The 12,866-nt window shown below is 64.5% G+C and carries 16 protein-coding genes; 11 read left to right on the top strand and 5 right to left on the bottom strand.

Annotated elements, in window-relative coordinates:
• Positions 1–214: 214 nt before the first annotated feature.
• Complete coding sequence (locus ACKWRH_RS29305; RefSeq protein WP_445216346.1) at positions 215–604, top strand: DUF4189 domain-containing protein; 390 nt, start codon at positions 215–217, stop codon at positions 602–604.
• Positions 605–734: 130 nt separating this feature from the next.
• Here ACKWRH_RS29305 and ACKWRH_RS29300 read toward each other — a convergent pair whose 3' ends face one another.
• The 3 genes from ACKWRH_RS29300 to ACKWRH_RS29290 are packed head-to-tail and all read right to left on the bottom strand — an operon-like array spanning position 735 to position 1,969.
• On the bottom strand, positions 735–1,148 hold the full coding sequence (locus tag ACKWRH_RS29300; protein WP_445216345.1) for a GFA family protein: 414 nt from the start codon (positions 1,146–1,148) through the stop codon (positions 735–737).
• Between the two features lie 15 nt (positions 1,149–1,163).
• A complete protein-coding gene (locus tag ACKWRH_RS29295) occupies positions 1,164–1,637 on the bottom strand; it encodes an SRPBCC family protein (protein WP_445216344.1) in 474 nt (157 codons plus the stop codon).
• Entirely contained in the window at positions 1,634–1,969 is a 336-nt protein-coding gene (locus ACKWRH_RS29290; RefSeq protein WP_018645834.1) for an ArsR/SmtB family transcription factor, read from the bottom strand. The genes ACKWRH_RS29295 and ACKWRH_RS29290 overlap by 4 nt, the downstream gene beginning before the upstream one ends.
• Before the next feature lie 109 nt (positions 1,970–2,078).
• Here ACKWRH_RS29290 and ACKWRH_RS29285 point away from each other — a divergent pair, with 109 nt between their 5' ends.
• From ACKWRH_RS29285 to ACKWRH_RS29240, 10 genes are all read left to right on the top strand, one after another.
• Positions 2,079–2,768 carry a TetR/AcrR family transcriptional regulator gene (locus ACKWRH_RS29285; protein WP_094184412.1) on the top strand — a complete coding sequence of 230 codons (690 nt, stop codon included), beginning with the start codon at positions 2,079–2,081 and terminating at the stop codon, positions 2,766–2,768.
• Positions 2,765–3,553, top strand: coding sequence for an HlyD family secretion protein (locus ACKWRH_RS29280; RefSeq protein ID WP_014494207.1), 789 nt, complete (start codon positions 2,765–2,767; stop codon positions 3,551–3,553). The genes ACKWRH_RS29285 and ACKWRH_RS29280 overlap by 4 nt, the downstream gene beginning before the upstream one ends.
• Positions 3,550–4,482: an ABC transporter ATP-binding protein gene (locus ACKWRH_RS29275; RefSeq protein WP_445216343.1), complete on the top strand. Its 933-nt coding sequence runs from the start codon at positions 3,550–3,552 to the stop codon at positions 4,480–4,482. The genes ACKWRH_RS29280 and ACKWRH_RS29275 overlap by 4 nt, the downstream gene beginning before the upstream one ends.
• Positions 4,479–5,642: an ABC transporter permease gene (locus ACKWRH_RS29270; protein WP_445216342.1), complete on the top strand. Its 1,164-nt coding sequence runs from the start codon at positions 4,479–4,481 to the stop codon at positions 5,640–5,642. The genes ACKWRH_RS29275 and ACKWRH_RS29270 overlap by 4 nt, the downstream gene beginning before the upstream one ends.
• A 29-nt stretch (positions 5,643–5,671) precedes the next feature.
• Positions 5,672–6,979 carry an adenylate/guanylate cyclase domain-containing protein gene (locus tag ACKWRH_RS29265; RefSeq protein ID WP_445216341.1) on the top strand — a complete coding sequence of 436 codons (1,308 nt, stop codon included), beginning with the start codon at positions 5,672–5,674 and terminating at the stop codon, positions 6,977–6,979.
• A gap of 145 nt (positions 6,980–7,124) precedes the next feature.
• Positions 7,125–7,352 carry a hypothetical protein gene (locus ACKWRH_RS29260; protein ID WP_445216340.1) on the top strand — a complete coding sequence of 76 codons (228 nt, stop codon included), beginning with the start codon at positions 7,125–7,127 and terminating at the stop codon, positions 7,350–7,352.
• A 127-nt stretch (positions 7,353–7,479) separates the two neighbouring features.
• Entirely contained in the window at positions 7,480–8,211 is a 732-nt protein-coding gene (locus ACKWRH_RS29255; RefSeq protein ID WP_445216339.1) for a GntR family transcriptional regulator, read from the top strand.
• 49 nt (positions 8,212–8,260) lie between these two features.
• Positions 8,261–9,502 (top strand): MFS transporter, encoded by a 1,242-nt coding sequence (locus tag ACKWRH_RS29250; protein ID WP_445216338.1) that lies wholly within the window; start codon positions 8,261–8,263, stop codon positions 9,500–9,502.
• Positions 9,503–9,524: 22 nt separating this feature from the next.
• Positions 9,525–10,424, top strand: a complete 900-nt coding sequence (locus ACKWRH_RS29245; protein ID WP_445216337.1) for an amidohydrolase family protein — start codon at positions 9,525–9,527, stop codon at positions 10,422–10,424.
• A gap of 132 nt (positions 10,425–10,556) precedes the next feature.
• Positions 10,557–11,471: a PhzF family phenazine biosynthesis protein gene (locus ACKWRH_RS29240; protein WP_445216336.1), complete on the top strand. Its 915-nt coding sequence runs from the start codon at positions 10,557–10,559 to the stop codon at positions 11,469–11,471.
• A gap of 15 nt (positions 11,472–11,486) precedes the next feature.
• Here the strand turns inward: ACKWRH_RS29240 and ACKWRH_RS29235 are convergent, their stop codons facing one another.
• Both ACKWRH_RS29235 and ACKWRH_RS29230 read right to left on the bottom strand, forming a co-directional pair.
• The gene (locus ACKWRH_RS29235) at positions 11,487–11,948 is read right to left on the bottom strand and encodes a DUF488 domain-containing protein (protein ID WP_445216335.1); all 462 of its coding nucleotides are present in this window, start codon (positions 11,946–11,948) and stop codon (positions 11,487–11,489) included.
• Positions 11,949–11,957: 9 nt separating this feature from the next.
• A complete protein-coding gene (locus tag ACKWRH_RS29230; protein ID WP_445216334.1) occupies positions 11,958–12,794 on the bottom strand; it encodes a DUF72 domain-containing protein in 837 nt (278 codons plus the stop codon).
• Between the last annotated feature and the right edge of the window lie 72 nt (positions 12,795–12,866).

Below are 12,866 nucleotides of genomic sequence, written 5' to 3'. Positions count from 1 at the left end.
TGCGTAGGGTGGATTAGCCCTGCGGCTGCGCGAAGCGCAGTCCGCAAGGCGTAATCCACCACTGTGTCTGTGCGGAAACAAAAGAGGTGGATTACGCTTCGCTAATCCACCCTACGGCACCTCCCAAGGCGCCGTTTTCAACCACCCGTTCACCATCTGGAAACGACCACCGCTTAGAGTTCCTTCCACCTGCCTTGGGGGGAGGGGTTTTTCCATGGCTTCGAATGTCGTCGCGCGCCGTTGCGCGATGTTTTTCTTTGCGCTGTCGGTTTGTGTCGCCGGCGCTCGCTACATCACGGATGCGCATGCGGCCGGTGCGTTTGCGGTCGGCAAGTGCGGGGCCTATGGCCAGGCTTTTGATTACGGCGCCGAGCACGAGGCCCGTGCCGCCGCTCACAAGCAGTGCAAGGGCGACTGCACGACGGTGACCATGAAGCGCGCCTGCGCCGCGATGTCGGTCGATATGTCCAACCCTTGCGGCGCCTATGGCTATGCCGTCAAGCCGAAGATCTCGGCCTCGCTCAATGCCGCCACGCGCGAGTGCTACAAATACGGCGGCAAGGAATGCGTGATCCGCGCCTGGGCCTGCGACGCCAAGGGATAATCCTCCTGCTGTCATTGGCGATGCAAGGGGTACCGCGCGATGCGCGGACCGGAGCATTGCGTCAGGAATGACATTCGGGACAGTCCGGCCATGACGATGCCGAGACTTCGACACTCCAAATACAGCCGCCTCATCCCGGCGGCATCCCCGCAAACTTCGGCAGGTCTGGATCGAGGCGGTCCCAATCATGCCCGCGCGCTGCGTAAGTGACCACCTGCGGCTTGTAGCGGGCGGGCTCGTCGAGGCTCGCGGCGCGGATGGTGAAGATGTCGGGCATTGCGGCGAAGGTCATGTAGACCGGCAAGCCGCACTGCGTGCAGAAGCCGCGCGTCTTCACATTGCCGCTGTCGCCGACCATGTCCCAATGCTTCGCCTCGCCCGTCACCGTGACGCCGGCGCGTGCGAAGGTCATGTACGAGCCGTGGCCGCCGCCGCTTTCGCGCTGGCAATCCCGGCACTGGCAGTGATTGCTGAACAGCGGCTCACCCGGAATCGAATAGCGGATCGCGCCGCAGGCGCAGCCGCCGGTAAAAGGCTTGGTCATCGAAAGATCTCCCACTTACTTCTCGCCACTGATCTCGTCGAGCTGGCGGACGACCTTCTTCCAGCCGCCGCTCATGACCGTGTAGGCGGACTCGTTCCTCGGCATGACGAAGCCCGCATGCACCAGGCGGATCCGCGTGCCGGCTTCGACCGGGGTGAGGGACCACGTCACGACGGTATCGAGCGGCGCGCCGTAGCCGGTGTTGCGTTCGTCGCCGCCTTTCCAGGCATAGACGAGGCGCCGGTTCGGTACGACTTCGAGAACGCGGCAATGGATCACGCCGTCCCAGTTGCCGCCCGGCGTGGTCTGGAAGGTGAAGGCCTTGCCTTCGATGGCTTCGAAGCCGGTCGGCTGCATCAGCCAGCGCGCGATCAACTGGGCGCTGGTCAGCGTCTTCCAGATCGTCTCGGGCGCGTGAGGGAAGACCTCCTCCAAAACAATGTCTTGGACACTGTCTTTTGTCTCGGCTTTGAACTCGGCTGCACTCACGGATCGATCTCCTTCAAGAGGTCACGCAGATTCTGGAAGCGCTCGCGCCAGAACACGCCGTAATGGTCCATCCAGGTGACCAGCGGTTCGAGTCCTTGCGGCGCGGCGCGGTAATAGACATTGCGGCCCTCGGCGCGCTCGGCGACGAGGCCGGCCTGCTTCAGCGACTTCAAATGCTGCGAGATTGCGCCCTGCGTCACGCCGCTGCCACGTGTGAGGTCGGCGACGCTGATCTCCTTGCTCTCGAACACGCGCTCGAACACGGCACGGCGGGTCGGATCGGCGAGGGCGCGCATCACGGTGGTGACGGGGTTTGGGGCGGCTTCGATCATGGGCCTTCAATTAGCAAAGGCTAATGAATTAGTCAATACTAATTTGTTGGCTTGCGTAGAGTTGAATCGCTGTCTTGACTATGACTGACTAGTCAGTCATAAATGGAGCATGACAAAGAAGCCAACCAAAGCAGCTACGCCAACCGCAGCTCGCGCCGATGCGAAGGGCCGTGCGCCCGCCGACGCTGCGCCCGCGTCGAACCGTGCCACGCGTGCGGCCGAGCGTCGGTCGGCCATCGTGGAAGCGGCGATGGAGGAGTTCATCGCGCGTGGCTTTGCCGCGACGCGGCTCGACGATATCGCCAAGCGGGCGGGCGTGGCCAAGGGCACGATCTACCTGCACTTCAAGGACAAGGAATCGATGTTCGAGGAGCTGGTGCGAACTGTGATCGTGCCGGTCGTGGCGAAGCTGAATGCGCTGCCGCCGCCGACGGGTTCGGTGCGCGATCTCGTCGAGGCCTTTGCCGGTAACTTCCTCAAGGAGGTCATCGGCACGAGGCGAGGAGATCTCGTGCGATTGATCGTGGCGGAAGGGCCGCGCTTTCCGTCCGTCGCCGACTTCTACTATCGCGAGGTCGTCTCGCGCGGGATCGCCGGCATGCGCGCGCTGATCGAGCTCGGCATTGCCCGCGGCGAGATCCGCGAGAAGAACCTCGCGCGCTATCCGCAGATCCTGGTCGCACCCGCGATGATCGCGGTGATCTGGCAGAGCCTGTTTGCGCGGCACGCGCCGCTCGACGCCCAGGACATGCTGCGCGTCCATCTCGATTTGATTTTTGGCGAACGGAGGACGACATGAGGTCGTCACGAGCAATTTCCGTGTTTGCATTGGCCGCCGTGCTGGCAACCGGCCTTGCCGGTTGCAAGGACAAGCGCGATCCCGGATTTCAGGGTTGGGTCGAGGCCGACATGATCTTCGTCAGCCCGGACGAAGCGGGCCGGGTGACGAAGCTCAATGTCCGCGAGGGCGACGAGGTGAAGGTCGGCGATGCCCTCTATTCCGTCGACGACGATCTCCAGCTTGCCGACCTCAATCAGAACAAGGCGACACTGGCCAATGCGCAGCAGACCTATGATCGCGCGGCCTCGCTGAACAAGACCGGCTCCGGCACGCAGGCCAATCTCGATTCCGCCGTGTCGTCCTTGCGTGTCGCCGAAGCGCGGGTCGCGACGTCGGAGACGCGAATGGCGCGGCGCAGGGGCTTTGCGCCCGTTGCCGGCACCATCCAGCAGATCTACTTCCGCGAGGGCGAGATGGTGGCGGCGCAGCGGCCGGTGCTCTCGATCATGCCGCCCGGCAACATGAAGCTGCGCTTCTTCGTGCCCGAGACCGAGCTGCCGAAGCTTGCGATCGGCGACACGGTGCGCATCTCTTGCGACAATTGCGCGGCGGATCTCACTGCAAAGATCTATTTCATCGCGACCTCGGCCGAATACACCCCGCCTGTCATCTACAGCCTCGATGAGCGCAACAAGCTGGTCTATTTGATCCAGGCGCGGCCCTCGCGGCCCGATGCCCTGCGGGTCGGACAGCCGATCGACGTCTATCTCAATCCAAAAACGCCGGTGGCGGACAAGCGATGAACGGCGGCAACGGCATCGCGATCGACGTCAAGGGCCTGACCAAGTCGTTTGGCGGCCGCGAGGTCGTGCACGACCTGTCGATGCAGGTGAAGCGCGGCTCGATCTACGGCTTCCTCGGGCCGAACGGCTCGGGCAAGACCACCACCATCCGCATCCTGTGCGGCCTGCTCACGCCCGACAGCGGCGAGGGCACCTGCCTCGGCTACGACATCCGGCGCGATGCCGAAAAGATCAAGCGCCAGGTCGGCTACATGACCCAGCGCTTCAGCCTGTACCAGGACCTCTCGGTGCGCGAGAACCTCGAATTCGTCGCGCGGCTCTATGGCCTCACTGACGCACGCGGCGCCGCGCGCGACATGATCAAGCGGCTCGGGCTGACGGGGCGCGAGGAGCAGCTCGCGGGCGAGCTCTCCGGTGGCTGGAAGCAGCGCCTGGCGCTCGGGGCCTGCACGCTGCCCAGTCCGAAACTGCTGCTGCTGGACGAGCCGACCGCCGGCGTCGATCCCAAGGCGCGGCGCGATTTCTGGAACGAGATCCATGCGCTCGCGGCCGACGGCCTCACCGTCCTGGTCTCGACCCACTACATGGACGAGGCCGAACGCTGCCACGAGATCGCCTACATCGCCTACGGTCATCTCCTGGCCCACGGCACGGTGGAGGAGGTGATCGCGAAGTCCGCTCTGACGACCTACACCGTGACGGGCGAGGAGCTCAACGGGCTCACGGCCGCGCTCACCGGCAAGCCCGGCGTGGACATGGTGGCGCCGTTCGGCACTTCGCTGCACGTTTCCGGGCGCGACGTCGCCGCGCTCGAGGCCAGCATCGCGCCGTGGCGCGAGAAGGGCGGCCTGCACTGGCACAAATCATCGCCCTCGCTCGAAGACGTGTTCATCGAATTGATGAGCCGTTCTAGGGACAATTTCCAATGAGCGCCGCCGATCACCCCGCACCCGCGCACGAGATCCGCGAGCGCTTCGGCTTCTGGAAGCGCTCCTATGCGATGCTGGTCAAGGAGTTCATCCAGCTCAAGCGCGACCGCGTCTCGTTCGCGATGATCGTGATGCTGCCGGTGATGCAGCTTCTGCTGTTCGGCTATGCCATCAACACCACGCCGCACAATCTGCCGAGCGCGGTACTGCTCCAGGAGGCTTCGGATCTTGCCCGCTCCGTGTTGAAGGCGCTGGAGAACACCGCCTATTTCCGCTTCATCTACGAGGTGCACGACGTCGACGATTTCGACAACCTGCTGAAATCGGGCAAGGTGCTGTTCGGCGTCGAGATTCCGCGCGGCTTCGAGCGGGCGGTGCGGCGCGGCGACCGGCCGGCGCTGCTGGTTGCGGCCGACGCCACCGATCCCGTTGCGGCCAGCGCCGCGCTCGGCTCGCTCGGCATGGTCGTGCAGACCGCGCTTGCGCACGATCTCTATATCGGCAATCCGCCCGAGATGCCGTTCGAGATCCGCGCGCATGCGCGCTACAATCCGGCCGCGTCGTCCAGCCTCAATATCGTGCCGGGCCTCGTCGGCACCATCCTCACCATGACCATGCTGATCTTCACCGCGCTCTCGGTCACCCGCGAGGTCGAGCGGGGCACCATGGAGAGCCTGCTGTCGATGCCGATCAAGCCGGTCGAGGTGATGTTCGGCAAGATCGTTCCTTATGTGCTGGTTGGCTTCCTTCAGGCCTTCCTCATCATCGGCATCGGTGTCGGCCTGTTCGGCGTGCCCTTGCTCGGCAATCTGTTCCTGCTCGCGCTGCTGTCGACCTTGTTCATCGCTACAAATCTGTCGATTGGCTACACCATCTCGACGGTGGTGCAAAACCAGCTCCAGGCCATGCAGATGGCCATGATGTTCTTCCTGCCGAGCATTCTGCTCTCCGGATTCATGTTCCCGTTCGCCGGCATGCCGGTCTGGGCGCAATATCTCGGCGAATGCCTGCCGCTGACCCACTACTTGCGGATCGTCCGCGCCATCATGCTGAAGGGCGCGACCATGCAGAATTTGCACTTCGACGCGCTGGCGCTGGCGATCCTGATGCTGGTCGCCATGACCATCGCGGTGACGCGCTTCCGCCGCACGCTGGATTGAGGCAGAATGCCCCGGAATCGAGGGGTGGAATGGTCAGGTTTGCCAGCAGGAAGACCCGGCAACACGCCGTGCTATCGGAGGATTTCGAGCGCGAGCTGACGCGGGAAGTGCTGCGCACCGAGCTGTTGCGCGTGCGAACACTGATCATCACCGGCTGCGTCATGATCTTGTTCCTCACCGCAACCTACCTGATCGACCCTGCTCTCGTGAATCGGGTCTGGCGCGGGACGGAGGGCCTCGTCCACGAATACATTCTCTTGACGGGGTTCATCCTCTTCGAGGTTTGGATTCACCGCCAGATCAGGCGAAACCTCAAGCTCGATCGCGACCTGCCGGTGATCAGGCGCTATATCGGCGCTCTCATCGAAACGTCGCTGCCGACGATCATTCTGATCCTGCAGATTCGCAGCATGGGCGCGAGCCAGGCGCTCGGTTTCGTGCTGCCACTGGTTTATTTCATTTTCGTCATTCTTTCGACGCTGCGGCTCGATTTCTGGCTATCCACCTTCACTGGATTTGTGGCCGCAGCCGAACTCTTGGCCGTCGCGCTGTATTACAATTCGGCCAACGACGCCGGCGAGCCCCTGATCTACTTTCACGTGGTGCGCAGCACCATCATCCTGATTTGCGGCGTGCTCGCGGGCGCCGTCGGCGCGCGGTTGCGGCGGCAATTTGCTGCGAGCATTGTGGCGGCCACCGCGCGCGACCGGGTGACAAACCTGTTCGGCCAGCATGTCTCGCCGCAGGTGGTGGAGCGGCTGATGGCGGCGGGACCCAGCGCGGGCGGCGACCTTCGCCGCGTCGCGGTGATGTTCGTCGATTTCCGCGGCTTCACCGCCGGCGCGCGGTTGCGCACCCCGCAGGAGGTGGTTGACCGGCTCGATGGCGCGTTCGCTGTGCTGGTCGACATCCTCGATCGTCAGGGCGGCATCGTGAACAAGTTTTTGGGCGATGGCTTCCTCGCCCTGTTCGGCGCGCCGCTGGAGGCCTCCGACGCCGCGCACCGCGCGGTTGCCGCAGGGCGCGAGATGCTGGCCGCGATGGACCGTATCAACGCGCAAACGAGCTGGCCGCTGCGGATCGGCATCGGCATCCATTTCGGCGAGGTCGTTGCCGGCAATATCGGCTCGCCCCGGCGCAAGGAGTACACGGTGATCGGCGATACCGTGAACTTCGCCTCGCGGCTGGAGGCGCTCAACAAGGAGCTCGGCTCGCAGCTCCTGATCTCCGAGTCCGTCCGCGAGGCGCTCGGCGACGACGGTGAGGACGCCGTCGCGCTCGGCGAGGTCGCGGTTCGCGGCTACGAGCACAAGGTGGCGGTGTTTCAATTGGGATGACGCGCCTTCAAATGCGAGTCGCGTTTCGTTGAAGTGGAGTCGCGGTCCGTTGAACGCGCGTGATGAACGATCTCTGGTAGCTTTCGGATCTCGCACGGTGGAAGCCGAAACATCTCGCCTTCCGTTTGCAATCCGGAGAAAGCCAATGACCCGAATGACCATCGTTGCGGCCGCGCTGATCGCCGCCGCCGTCTCCCAGACGCAGGCCGCATCTGCGCGCCACATTGCCCCGACGCGCGCCGCTGCAACTCAGGCGATGACCGACTCCTGCGTCAGGGCGCCGGCAGAGGGCGCATACGCCTCTGCGCCCTACAATCAGCCGCCCTGCCTGCCGAACACGGAGGCCTCTTATCCGTATTCGTACGCCTACTAACGAACGTGGCAGACGAAGCCGGGCTGGCGAAAGTGTGCCAGCCCGGCGTTGTGCGCCAACGGTCGTCGTCGTGGCGGTATTTTAGTAGCGCTTGACTCGCATTTCATCTAGTCATCTATATGACTACATGAATTCGGCTCCGCACGACGACCGCCTGCCACGCTACCAGCGCCTGCGCGACGACCTCGCCGCGCGGATCAACCGCAATGAATGGCGGCCGGGCGACCCGATCCCGTCGGAGGCCGAGCTCGCGGCGCATTACGGCGTCGCCATCGGCACCGTGCGTAAAGCGATCGATCAGCTCGTTGCGGATGCCGTGCTGGAGCGCCAGCAGGGCCGCGGCACCTTCGTGCGCCGGGCGCGCTTCAACTCCTCGCTATTCCGCTTCTTCCGCTTCCAGTCCGAGAGCGGCGAGCGGCGCGTGCCGAAGAGCCGCATCATCCGGCGCAAGAGCGTTCCGGCGAATTCGGCCGTTGCGTCGGCGCTGCGCATCCCTGTCGGCGAGCCCGTGATCAGCCTGTCGCGTCTGCGCCTGATCGACGATGTGCCGCTGCTCGCCGAAGAAATCTGGCTCCAGCAATCGCGCTTCGCGCCGATCCTGGAGATCGACACCGCCGAATTCGGCGACCTGCTCTATCCGCTCTACGAGGAGCGCTGCGGGGAGGTGGTGGTGTCGGCCGAGGAAATCCTGACGGTCGAAACCGCCAACGAGATGCAGGCGCGCCTGCTGCGCCTCGAAGCGCACGCACCATTGATCGTGATCGAGCGCCTCGCGCTCGATCTGGAGCGGCGGCCGATCGAATGGCGCAGGTCGCGCGGGCCGGCCGACCGGTTCCGCTACCACGCCGAGATCAGGTGAGAGCGACCTTTCAACGACATCAAGCAATAACGAGTACAGGGTAGGAAAAATGTCAAACTGGTACAGCGAAAGCTCGCCGCTTGAGCGGCGCACGTTCTGGGCAAGCTTTGGCGGCTGGGCGCTGGATGCGCTCGACGTCCAGATGTTCGGCCTTGCCATCCCCGCGCTGATCGCCGCCTTTGGCATCAGCAAGGCCGATGCGGGCCTGCTCGGCTCGGTCACGCTGTTCTTCGGCGCGTTCGGCGGCTGGCTCGGCGGCGCACTCGGCGATCGTTTTGGTCGCGTCAAGGCGCTTCAGATTACCGTTGCGACCTTTGCGCTCGCGACCTTCGCCTGCGCGTTCGCGATGACCTACACCCAGCTCCTGATCCTGAAGGCGATCCAGGGCCTCGGTTTCGGCGCGGAATGGGCTTGCGGCGCGGTGCTGATGGCCGAGATCATCCGCCCCGAGCATCGTGGCAAGGCGCTGGGCTCTGTGCAGAGCGCCTGGGCCGTGGGGTGGGGCGCAGCCGTGCTGCTCTCGGCCCTCGTGTTCACTTATGCACCCGCCGACATCGCCTGGCGGCTGCTGTTTGCGCTGGGGCTGTTGCCCGCGCTCCTCATCATCTTCATCCGCCGCGGCTTGAAGGAGCCGCCGCGCGCGGTCGCAGCCGACAAGACGCCGTTCTTCGCCACGCTCTCGGGCATCTTCCATCGCGACGTGCTGCGCTCGACGCTGATCGGAGGCCTGTTCGGCATCGGCGCCCACGGCGGCTACGCGGCCCTGACCACGTTCCTGCCGACATTCCTGCGCGAAGTGCGGCAGTTGTCGGTGCTGGGCTCCAGCGGCTACCTCGCCGTGATCATCGTCGCCTTCTTCTGCGGCTGCGTCGCGAGCGGCATCATCAGCGACCGTATCGGCCGCAGGGCCAATGTCGCCTTCTTCGCCAGCGCCTGCATCGTCACCGTGCTGATCTACATCTTCGCCCCGCTGACCAATGGCGAGATGCTGGTGCTCGGCTTTCCGCTCGGCTTCTTCTCCGCCGGCATTCCCGCCAGCATGGCGGCGCTGTTCAGCGAACTCTATCCGGCCGGCGTGCGCGGCACCGGTGTCGGCTTCTGCTACAATTTCGGCCGCATCGTCTCCGCCGCGTTCCCCTTCCTCGTGGGCTATCTCAGCGACCATATCGGGCTCGGACCGGCGATTGGCATCGATGCGGCCTTCGCCTATTCGCTGGTGCTGATCGCGGTGGTGCTGCTGCCCGAAACCCGCGGCAAGGTTTTCGAACAAGCCGCGGCGACGCGCGCCTGACGCCGGATGGGGAGCAGTCACCATGATGTCCCGCGAGCGTGGCCTGACGCGCCGCCAATTCGGCGCAGGCCTTGTATCCCTCGTGTCGGCCACGGCCGTCGCGAACCGAGTGAAGGGTGAGGCAAGCTTGCCGACGATCGATACCCATGCCCATGTCTTCCACCGCGGCCTCAAGCTCGCGCCCGGCCGGCGCTATGCCCCCGAATACGATGCGCCGCTGGCGCTGTATCTGGAGCAGCTCGACCGCAATGGCATGAGCAATGGCGTGCTGGTGCAGCCGAGCTTTCTCGGCACCGACAATTCCTATCTGGTCGAGAGCCTGAAGACGGCCGGCGGACGCCTGCGTGGCATCGCGGTGGTCGATCCTTCCGTGACCGCGGACGAACTGCGCGCGCTCGATCGCGCCGGCGTCGTCGGCATCCGCCTCAATCTCGTCGGCCAGCCCTTGCCCGATCTCGCTGCCGGCGAATGGAAGGCGCTGCTCGGACACGTGAAATCGGTGGGCTGGCAAGTCGAGCTCCAGCGCAACGCGTCCGACCTCGCACTGCTGGCGCCGCAGCTGCTCGATCATGGTGTCACTGTCGTGCTCGATCACTATGCGTTGCCGGATCCGAAACTCGGCGTCGCCGATCCCGGCTTCCAGTCGGTGCTGAAGCTCGGCGCGACGCGAAATGTCTGGGTCAAGATCTCGGCGCCGTATCGCAACGGTGCGAGCGGCGAGAGTTTTGCGAAGGAGGCCTATTCGTTGCTGCGCAAGGCTTACGGCCCGGATCGATTGCTGTGGGGCAGCGACTGGCCTCACACGCAGTTCGAGGCGTCGCAGGCTTACGCGAAAAATCGGCAGTTTCTCGATGTGCTGATCGTCGATGACAGCGAGCGCGCCCAGGTGCTCGCATCGCCGTATCAGTTCTTTCGCTTCTGACTCTCCCTCCTGATCTCCTCGCGCGATTGCTCCGAATGCTCCGAATTTTGGGGCATGACGAGCGATGTCGCCGGCCTGTAGACTGCCGGCGATGCGGCCGGTTGAGGCCGCGACTTTCATGAGGAAGTGAAGATGCAGCGCCGCTACATCACCGTCGACGTGTTCACCGACCGCGCCTTCGGCGGCAACCAGCTCGCCGTGGTGCTCGATGCCGGCGGGCTCACGACGCAGCAGATGCAGGCGATCGCGACCGAGTTCAACTATTCCGAGACGACCTTCGTGCTGCCGCCGCGCGACAAGGCCAATGACGCCGAGGTGCGCATCTTCACGCCGGTGCTGGAGATTGCCTTTGCCGGCCATCCCAATGTCGGCACCGCCTTCGTGCTGGCCTCGACGGCGAAAGAGCTGAAGCCGCGCCTTCTGTTTGAGGAGAAGGCCGGGCTCGTGCCGGTCGAGATCGTGAGAGAGCAGGGCCGGGTGGTCAGAACCGAGCTCACCGCGCCCCAGCCTTTGGCGCGGTTGTCGCAATTGTCTGCCGCTGAAGCTGCAAGCTGCGTCTCGCTCGGTGCGGATGACATCAAGGTCGACAGCCACGCGCCGCAGATCGTCAGCGTCGGAAACGCGTTTCTGGTGATGGAGCTGAATTCGCGCGAGGCGCTCAAGCGCGCCCGGCCCGATGCGGCGGCCTACGGCAAGGTCTTGCCGCGGGACGGCGCCCGCTCGGTATGGTTCTACACGCGCGACGTGCCGCCAGCGGAGGCGCCTTGCGATCGGCAGGCGCGGATGTTCATGCGCGGCGCCAGCGGCCTCGTCGAGGATCCCGCCACCGGCAGCGCGACGGTCGCCGCGGCCGCGCTGTTTGCCGATCTCGATCCCGCGCGTGATGGCGAGTTGAAGCTCACCGTCGGCCAGGGCTTTGACATGGGACGGCCAAGCATCCTCCGGACGCGCGTGCGCAAGCAGGATGGCAAGATCACGTCCGCTCATGTCGGCGGCAGCTGTGTGCAGGTGATGGAGGGGACGTTTAGGCTGGAGGGGAACCTGTAGCCCGGATGGGGCTGGCTACACCTGCCGCCCCGCCAAATTCCTCACCGCCACGCCATCGCGCTCCTCGATGATCTCCGCGATCATCTGGCGGTGGCAATGGGTGTGATCGCGCTCGTAGCAGAGCAGGCAGACCGGGCCGGCCTTCATCACCAGCGCCGAGAGCTCGTCCATCTCTTCCCTGGCCTGCGGTGTCTTCAGGTGCTTTGAATAGATCTTCTCCAGCACATCGTATTGGCCGCTACGCGCGGCGAGCCGGCCCTCCTTCGGCGTGCCGAGCGCGGCGAGATGGACATAGGCGATGCCGCGCTCGTCGAGGCCCGCGGCAAGCTGCTTCTTCGAAAAGCCGGGCCGGCGCGATGAGGTCACCGCGCGCACGTCGACCACGAGCTTGACGCCGGCCTCTTCCAGCGCGTCGAGCACCGCCTTTGGCGGGGTCTGTTCATAACCGATGGTGAAGAGCTTTTTCGCCTTTGCCATGAACCATCCTCAGCTCACCCGTGCGATCAGTTCCATGGCGCCGGCCGGTGCGCGCACCTTGCCCTCGTGGATGACATAGGCGAACACGTCACGCGGCTCTTTCTTCGGCTTGGCCTTGTCGACCTTCGGCAAATCGTCGGGTTCACTTCCCTCGGCCCAATCCTGAAAGCGCTTGGCCCAGGCATCGAGCTGTTTTGGCGGATAGCAGGTCTTGATCTCGTCATCGCCCTTCTGGAGCCGTGCATAGACGAAGTCGCCGGCAACGTCGGCGATCGCCGGATATTTGCCGTGCTCGGCGAACACGACAGGTGTCTCGAACTCGCGGATCAGCGCGACGAAGTCCGGCGCGCAAAAACTGTCGTGGCGGACCTCGACGACATGGCGCAGCGCACGCCCCTCGAGCTTGCGCGGCAACAGCTCGAGGAACTTGCCGAAATCGGCGCCGTCGAACTTCTTCGTCGGCGCGAACTGCCACAGCACGGGTCCGAGATGGTCGCCGAGTTCCAGCACGCCGGAATCATAGAACCGCTTGATGGAATCGCCGGCCTCGGCGAGCACGCGGCGGTTGGTGGCGAAGCGCGGTCCCTTTACCGAGAACACGAAACCATCGGGCACTTCGCTGGCCCATTTGCGAAAGCTCTCTGGCTTCTGCGAGCCGTAATAGGTGCCGTTGATCTCGATCGAGGTCAGCTTCGAGGCGGCATAGGACAGCTCCTTGGCCTGCGTGAGCTTCTCCGGATAGAACACGCCGCGCCAGGGCTCGAAGGTCCAGCCGCCGACGCCGATGAAGATTTTGCCGGATTTTTTGGACGCGGTTTTTGCTTTGGCCACGGGAGGGTCTCGCATCGACGGGGAGGGACCTCATCCTAATCAAACCAGATGTGATTGGCCAGTTGCGCCGTCCCGTCTAAGGTCGCA

It is taken from the genome of Bradyrhizobium sp. Pa8, from assembly GCF_052588265.1.
Note: the sequence above shows the minus strand (reverse complement) of the source record. Positions and strands in the feature narration are given on the sequence as shown.

What these genes read in the sequence shown, in the direction of transcription:
- ACKWRH_RS29255 (WP_445216339.1), top strand. Translation starts at nt 7,480, where the DNA reads ATGAATTCGGCTCCGCACGACGACCGCCTGCCACGCTACCAGCGCCTG.
- ACKWRH_RS29280 (WP_014494207.1), top strand. Translation starts at nt 2,765, where the DNA reads ATGAGGTCGTCACGAGCAATTTCCGTGTTTGCATTGGCCGCCGTGCTG.
- ACKWRH_RS29270 (WP_445216342.1), top strand. Translation starts at nt 4,479, where the DNA reads ATGAGCGCCGCCGATCACCCCGCACCCGCGCACGAGATCCGCGAGCGC.
- ACKWRH_RS29250 (WP_445216338.1), top strand. Translation starts at nt 8,261, where the DNA reads ATGTCAAACTGGTACAGCGAAAGCTCGCCGCTTGAGCGGCGCACGTTC.
- ACKWRH_RS29240 (WP_445216336.1), top strand. Translation starts at nt 10,557, where the DNA reads ATGCAGCGCCGCTACATCACCGTCGACGTGTTCACCGACCGCGCCTTC.
- ACKWRH_RS29300 (WP_445216345.1), bottom strand. Translation starts at nt 1,148, where the DNA reads ATGACCAAGCCTTTTACCGGCGGCTGCGCCTGCGGCGCGATCCGCTAT.
- ACKWRH_RS29245 (WP_445216337.1), top strand. Translation starts at nt 9,525, where the DNA reads ATGATGTCCCGCGAGCGTGGCCTGACGCGCCGCCAATTCGGCGCAGGC.
- ACKWRH_RS29230 (WP_445216334.1), bottom strand. Translation starts at nt 12,794, where the DNA reads ATGCGAGACCCTCCCGTGGCCAAAGCAAAAACCGCGTCCAAAAAATCC.
- ACKWRH_RS29285 (WP_094184412.1), top strand. Translation starts at nt 2,079, where the DNA reads ATGACAAAGAAGCCAACCAAAGCAGCTACGCCAACCGCAGCTCGCGCC.
- ACKWRH_RS29235 (WP_445216335.1), bottom strand. Translation starts at nt 11,948, where the DNA reads ATGGCAAAGGCGAAAAAGCTCTTCACCATCGGTTATGAACAGACCCCG.
- ACKWRH_RS29275 (WP_445216343.1), top strand. Translation starts at nt 3,550, where the DNA reads ATGAACGGCGGCAACGGCATCGCGATCGACGTCAAGGGCCTGACCAAG.
- ACKWRH_RS29290 (WP_018645834.1), bottom strand. Translation starts at nt 1,969, where the DNA reads ATGATCGAAGCCGCCCCAAACCCCGTCACCACCGTGATGCGCGCCCTC.
- ACKWRH_RS29260 (WP_445216340.1), top strand. Translation starts at nt 7,125, where the DNA reads ATGACCCGAATGACCATCGTTGCGGCCGCGCTGATCGCCGCCGCCGTC.
- ACKWRH_RS29265 (WP_445216341.1), top strand. Translation starts at nt 5,672, where the DNA reads ATGGTCAGGTTTGCCAGCAGGAAGACCCGGCAACACGCCGTGCTATCG.
- ACKWRH_RS29305 (WP_445216346.1), top strand. Translation starts at nt 215, where the DNA reads ATGGCTTCGAATGTCGTCGCGCGCCGTTGCGCGATGTTTTTCTTTGCG.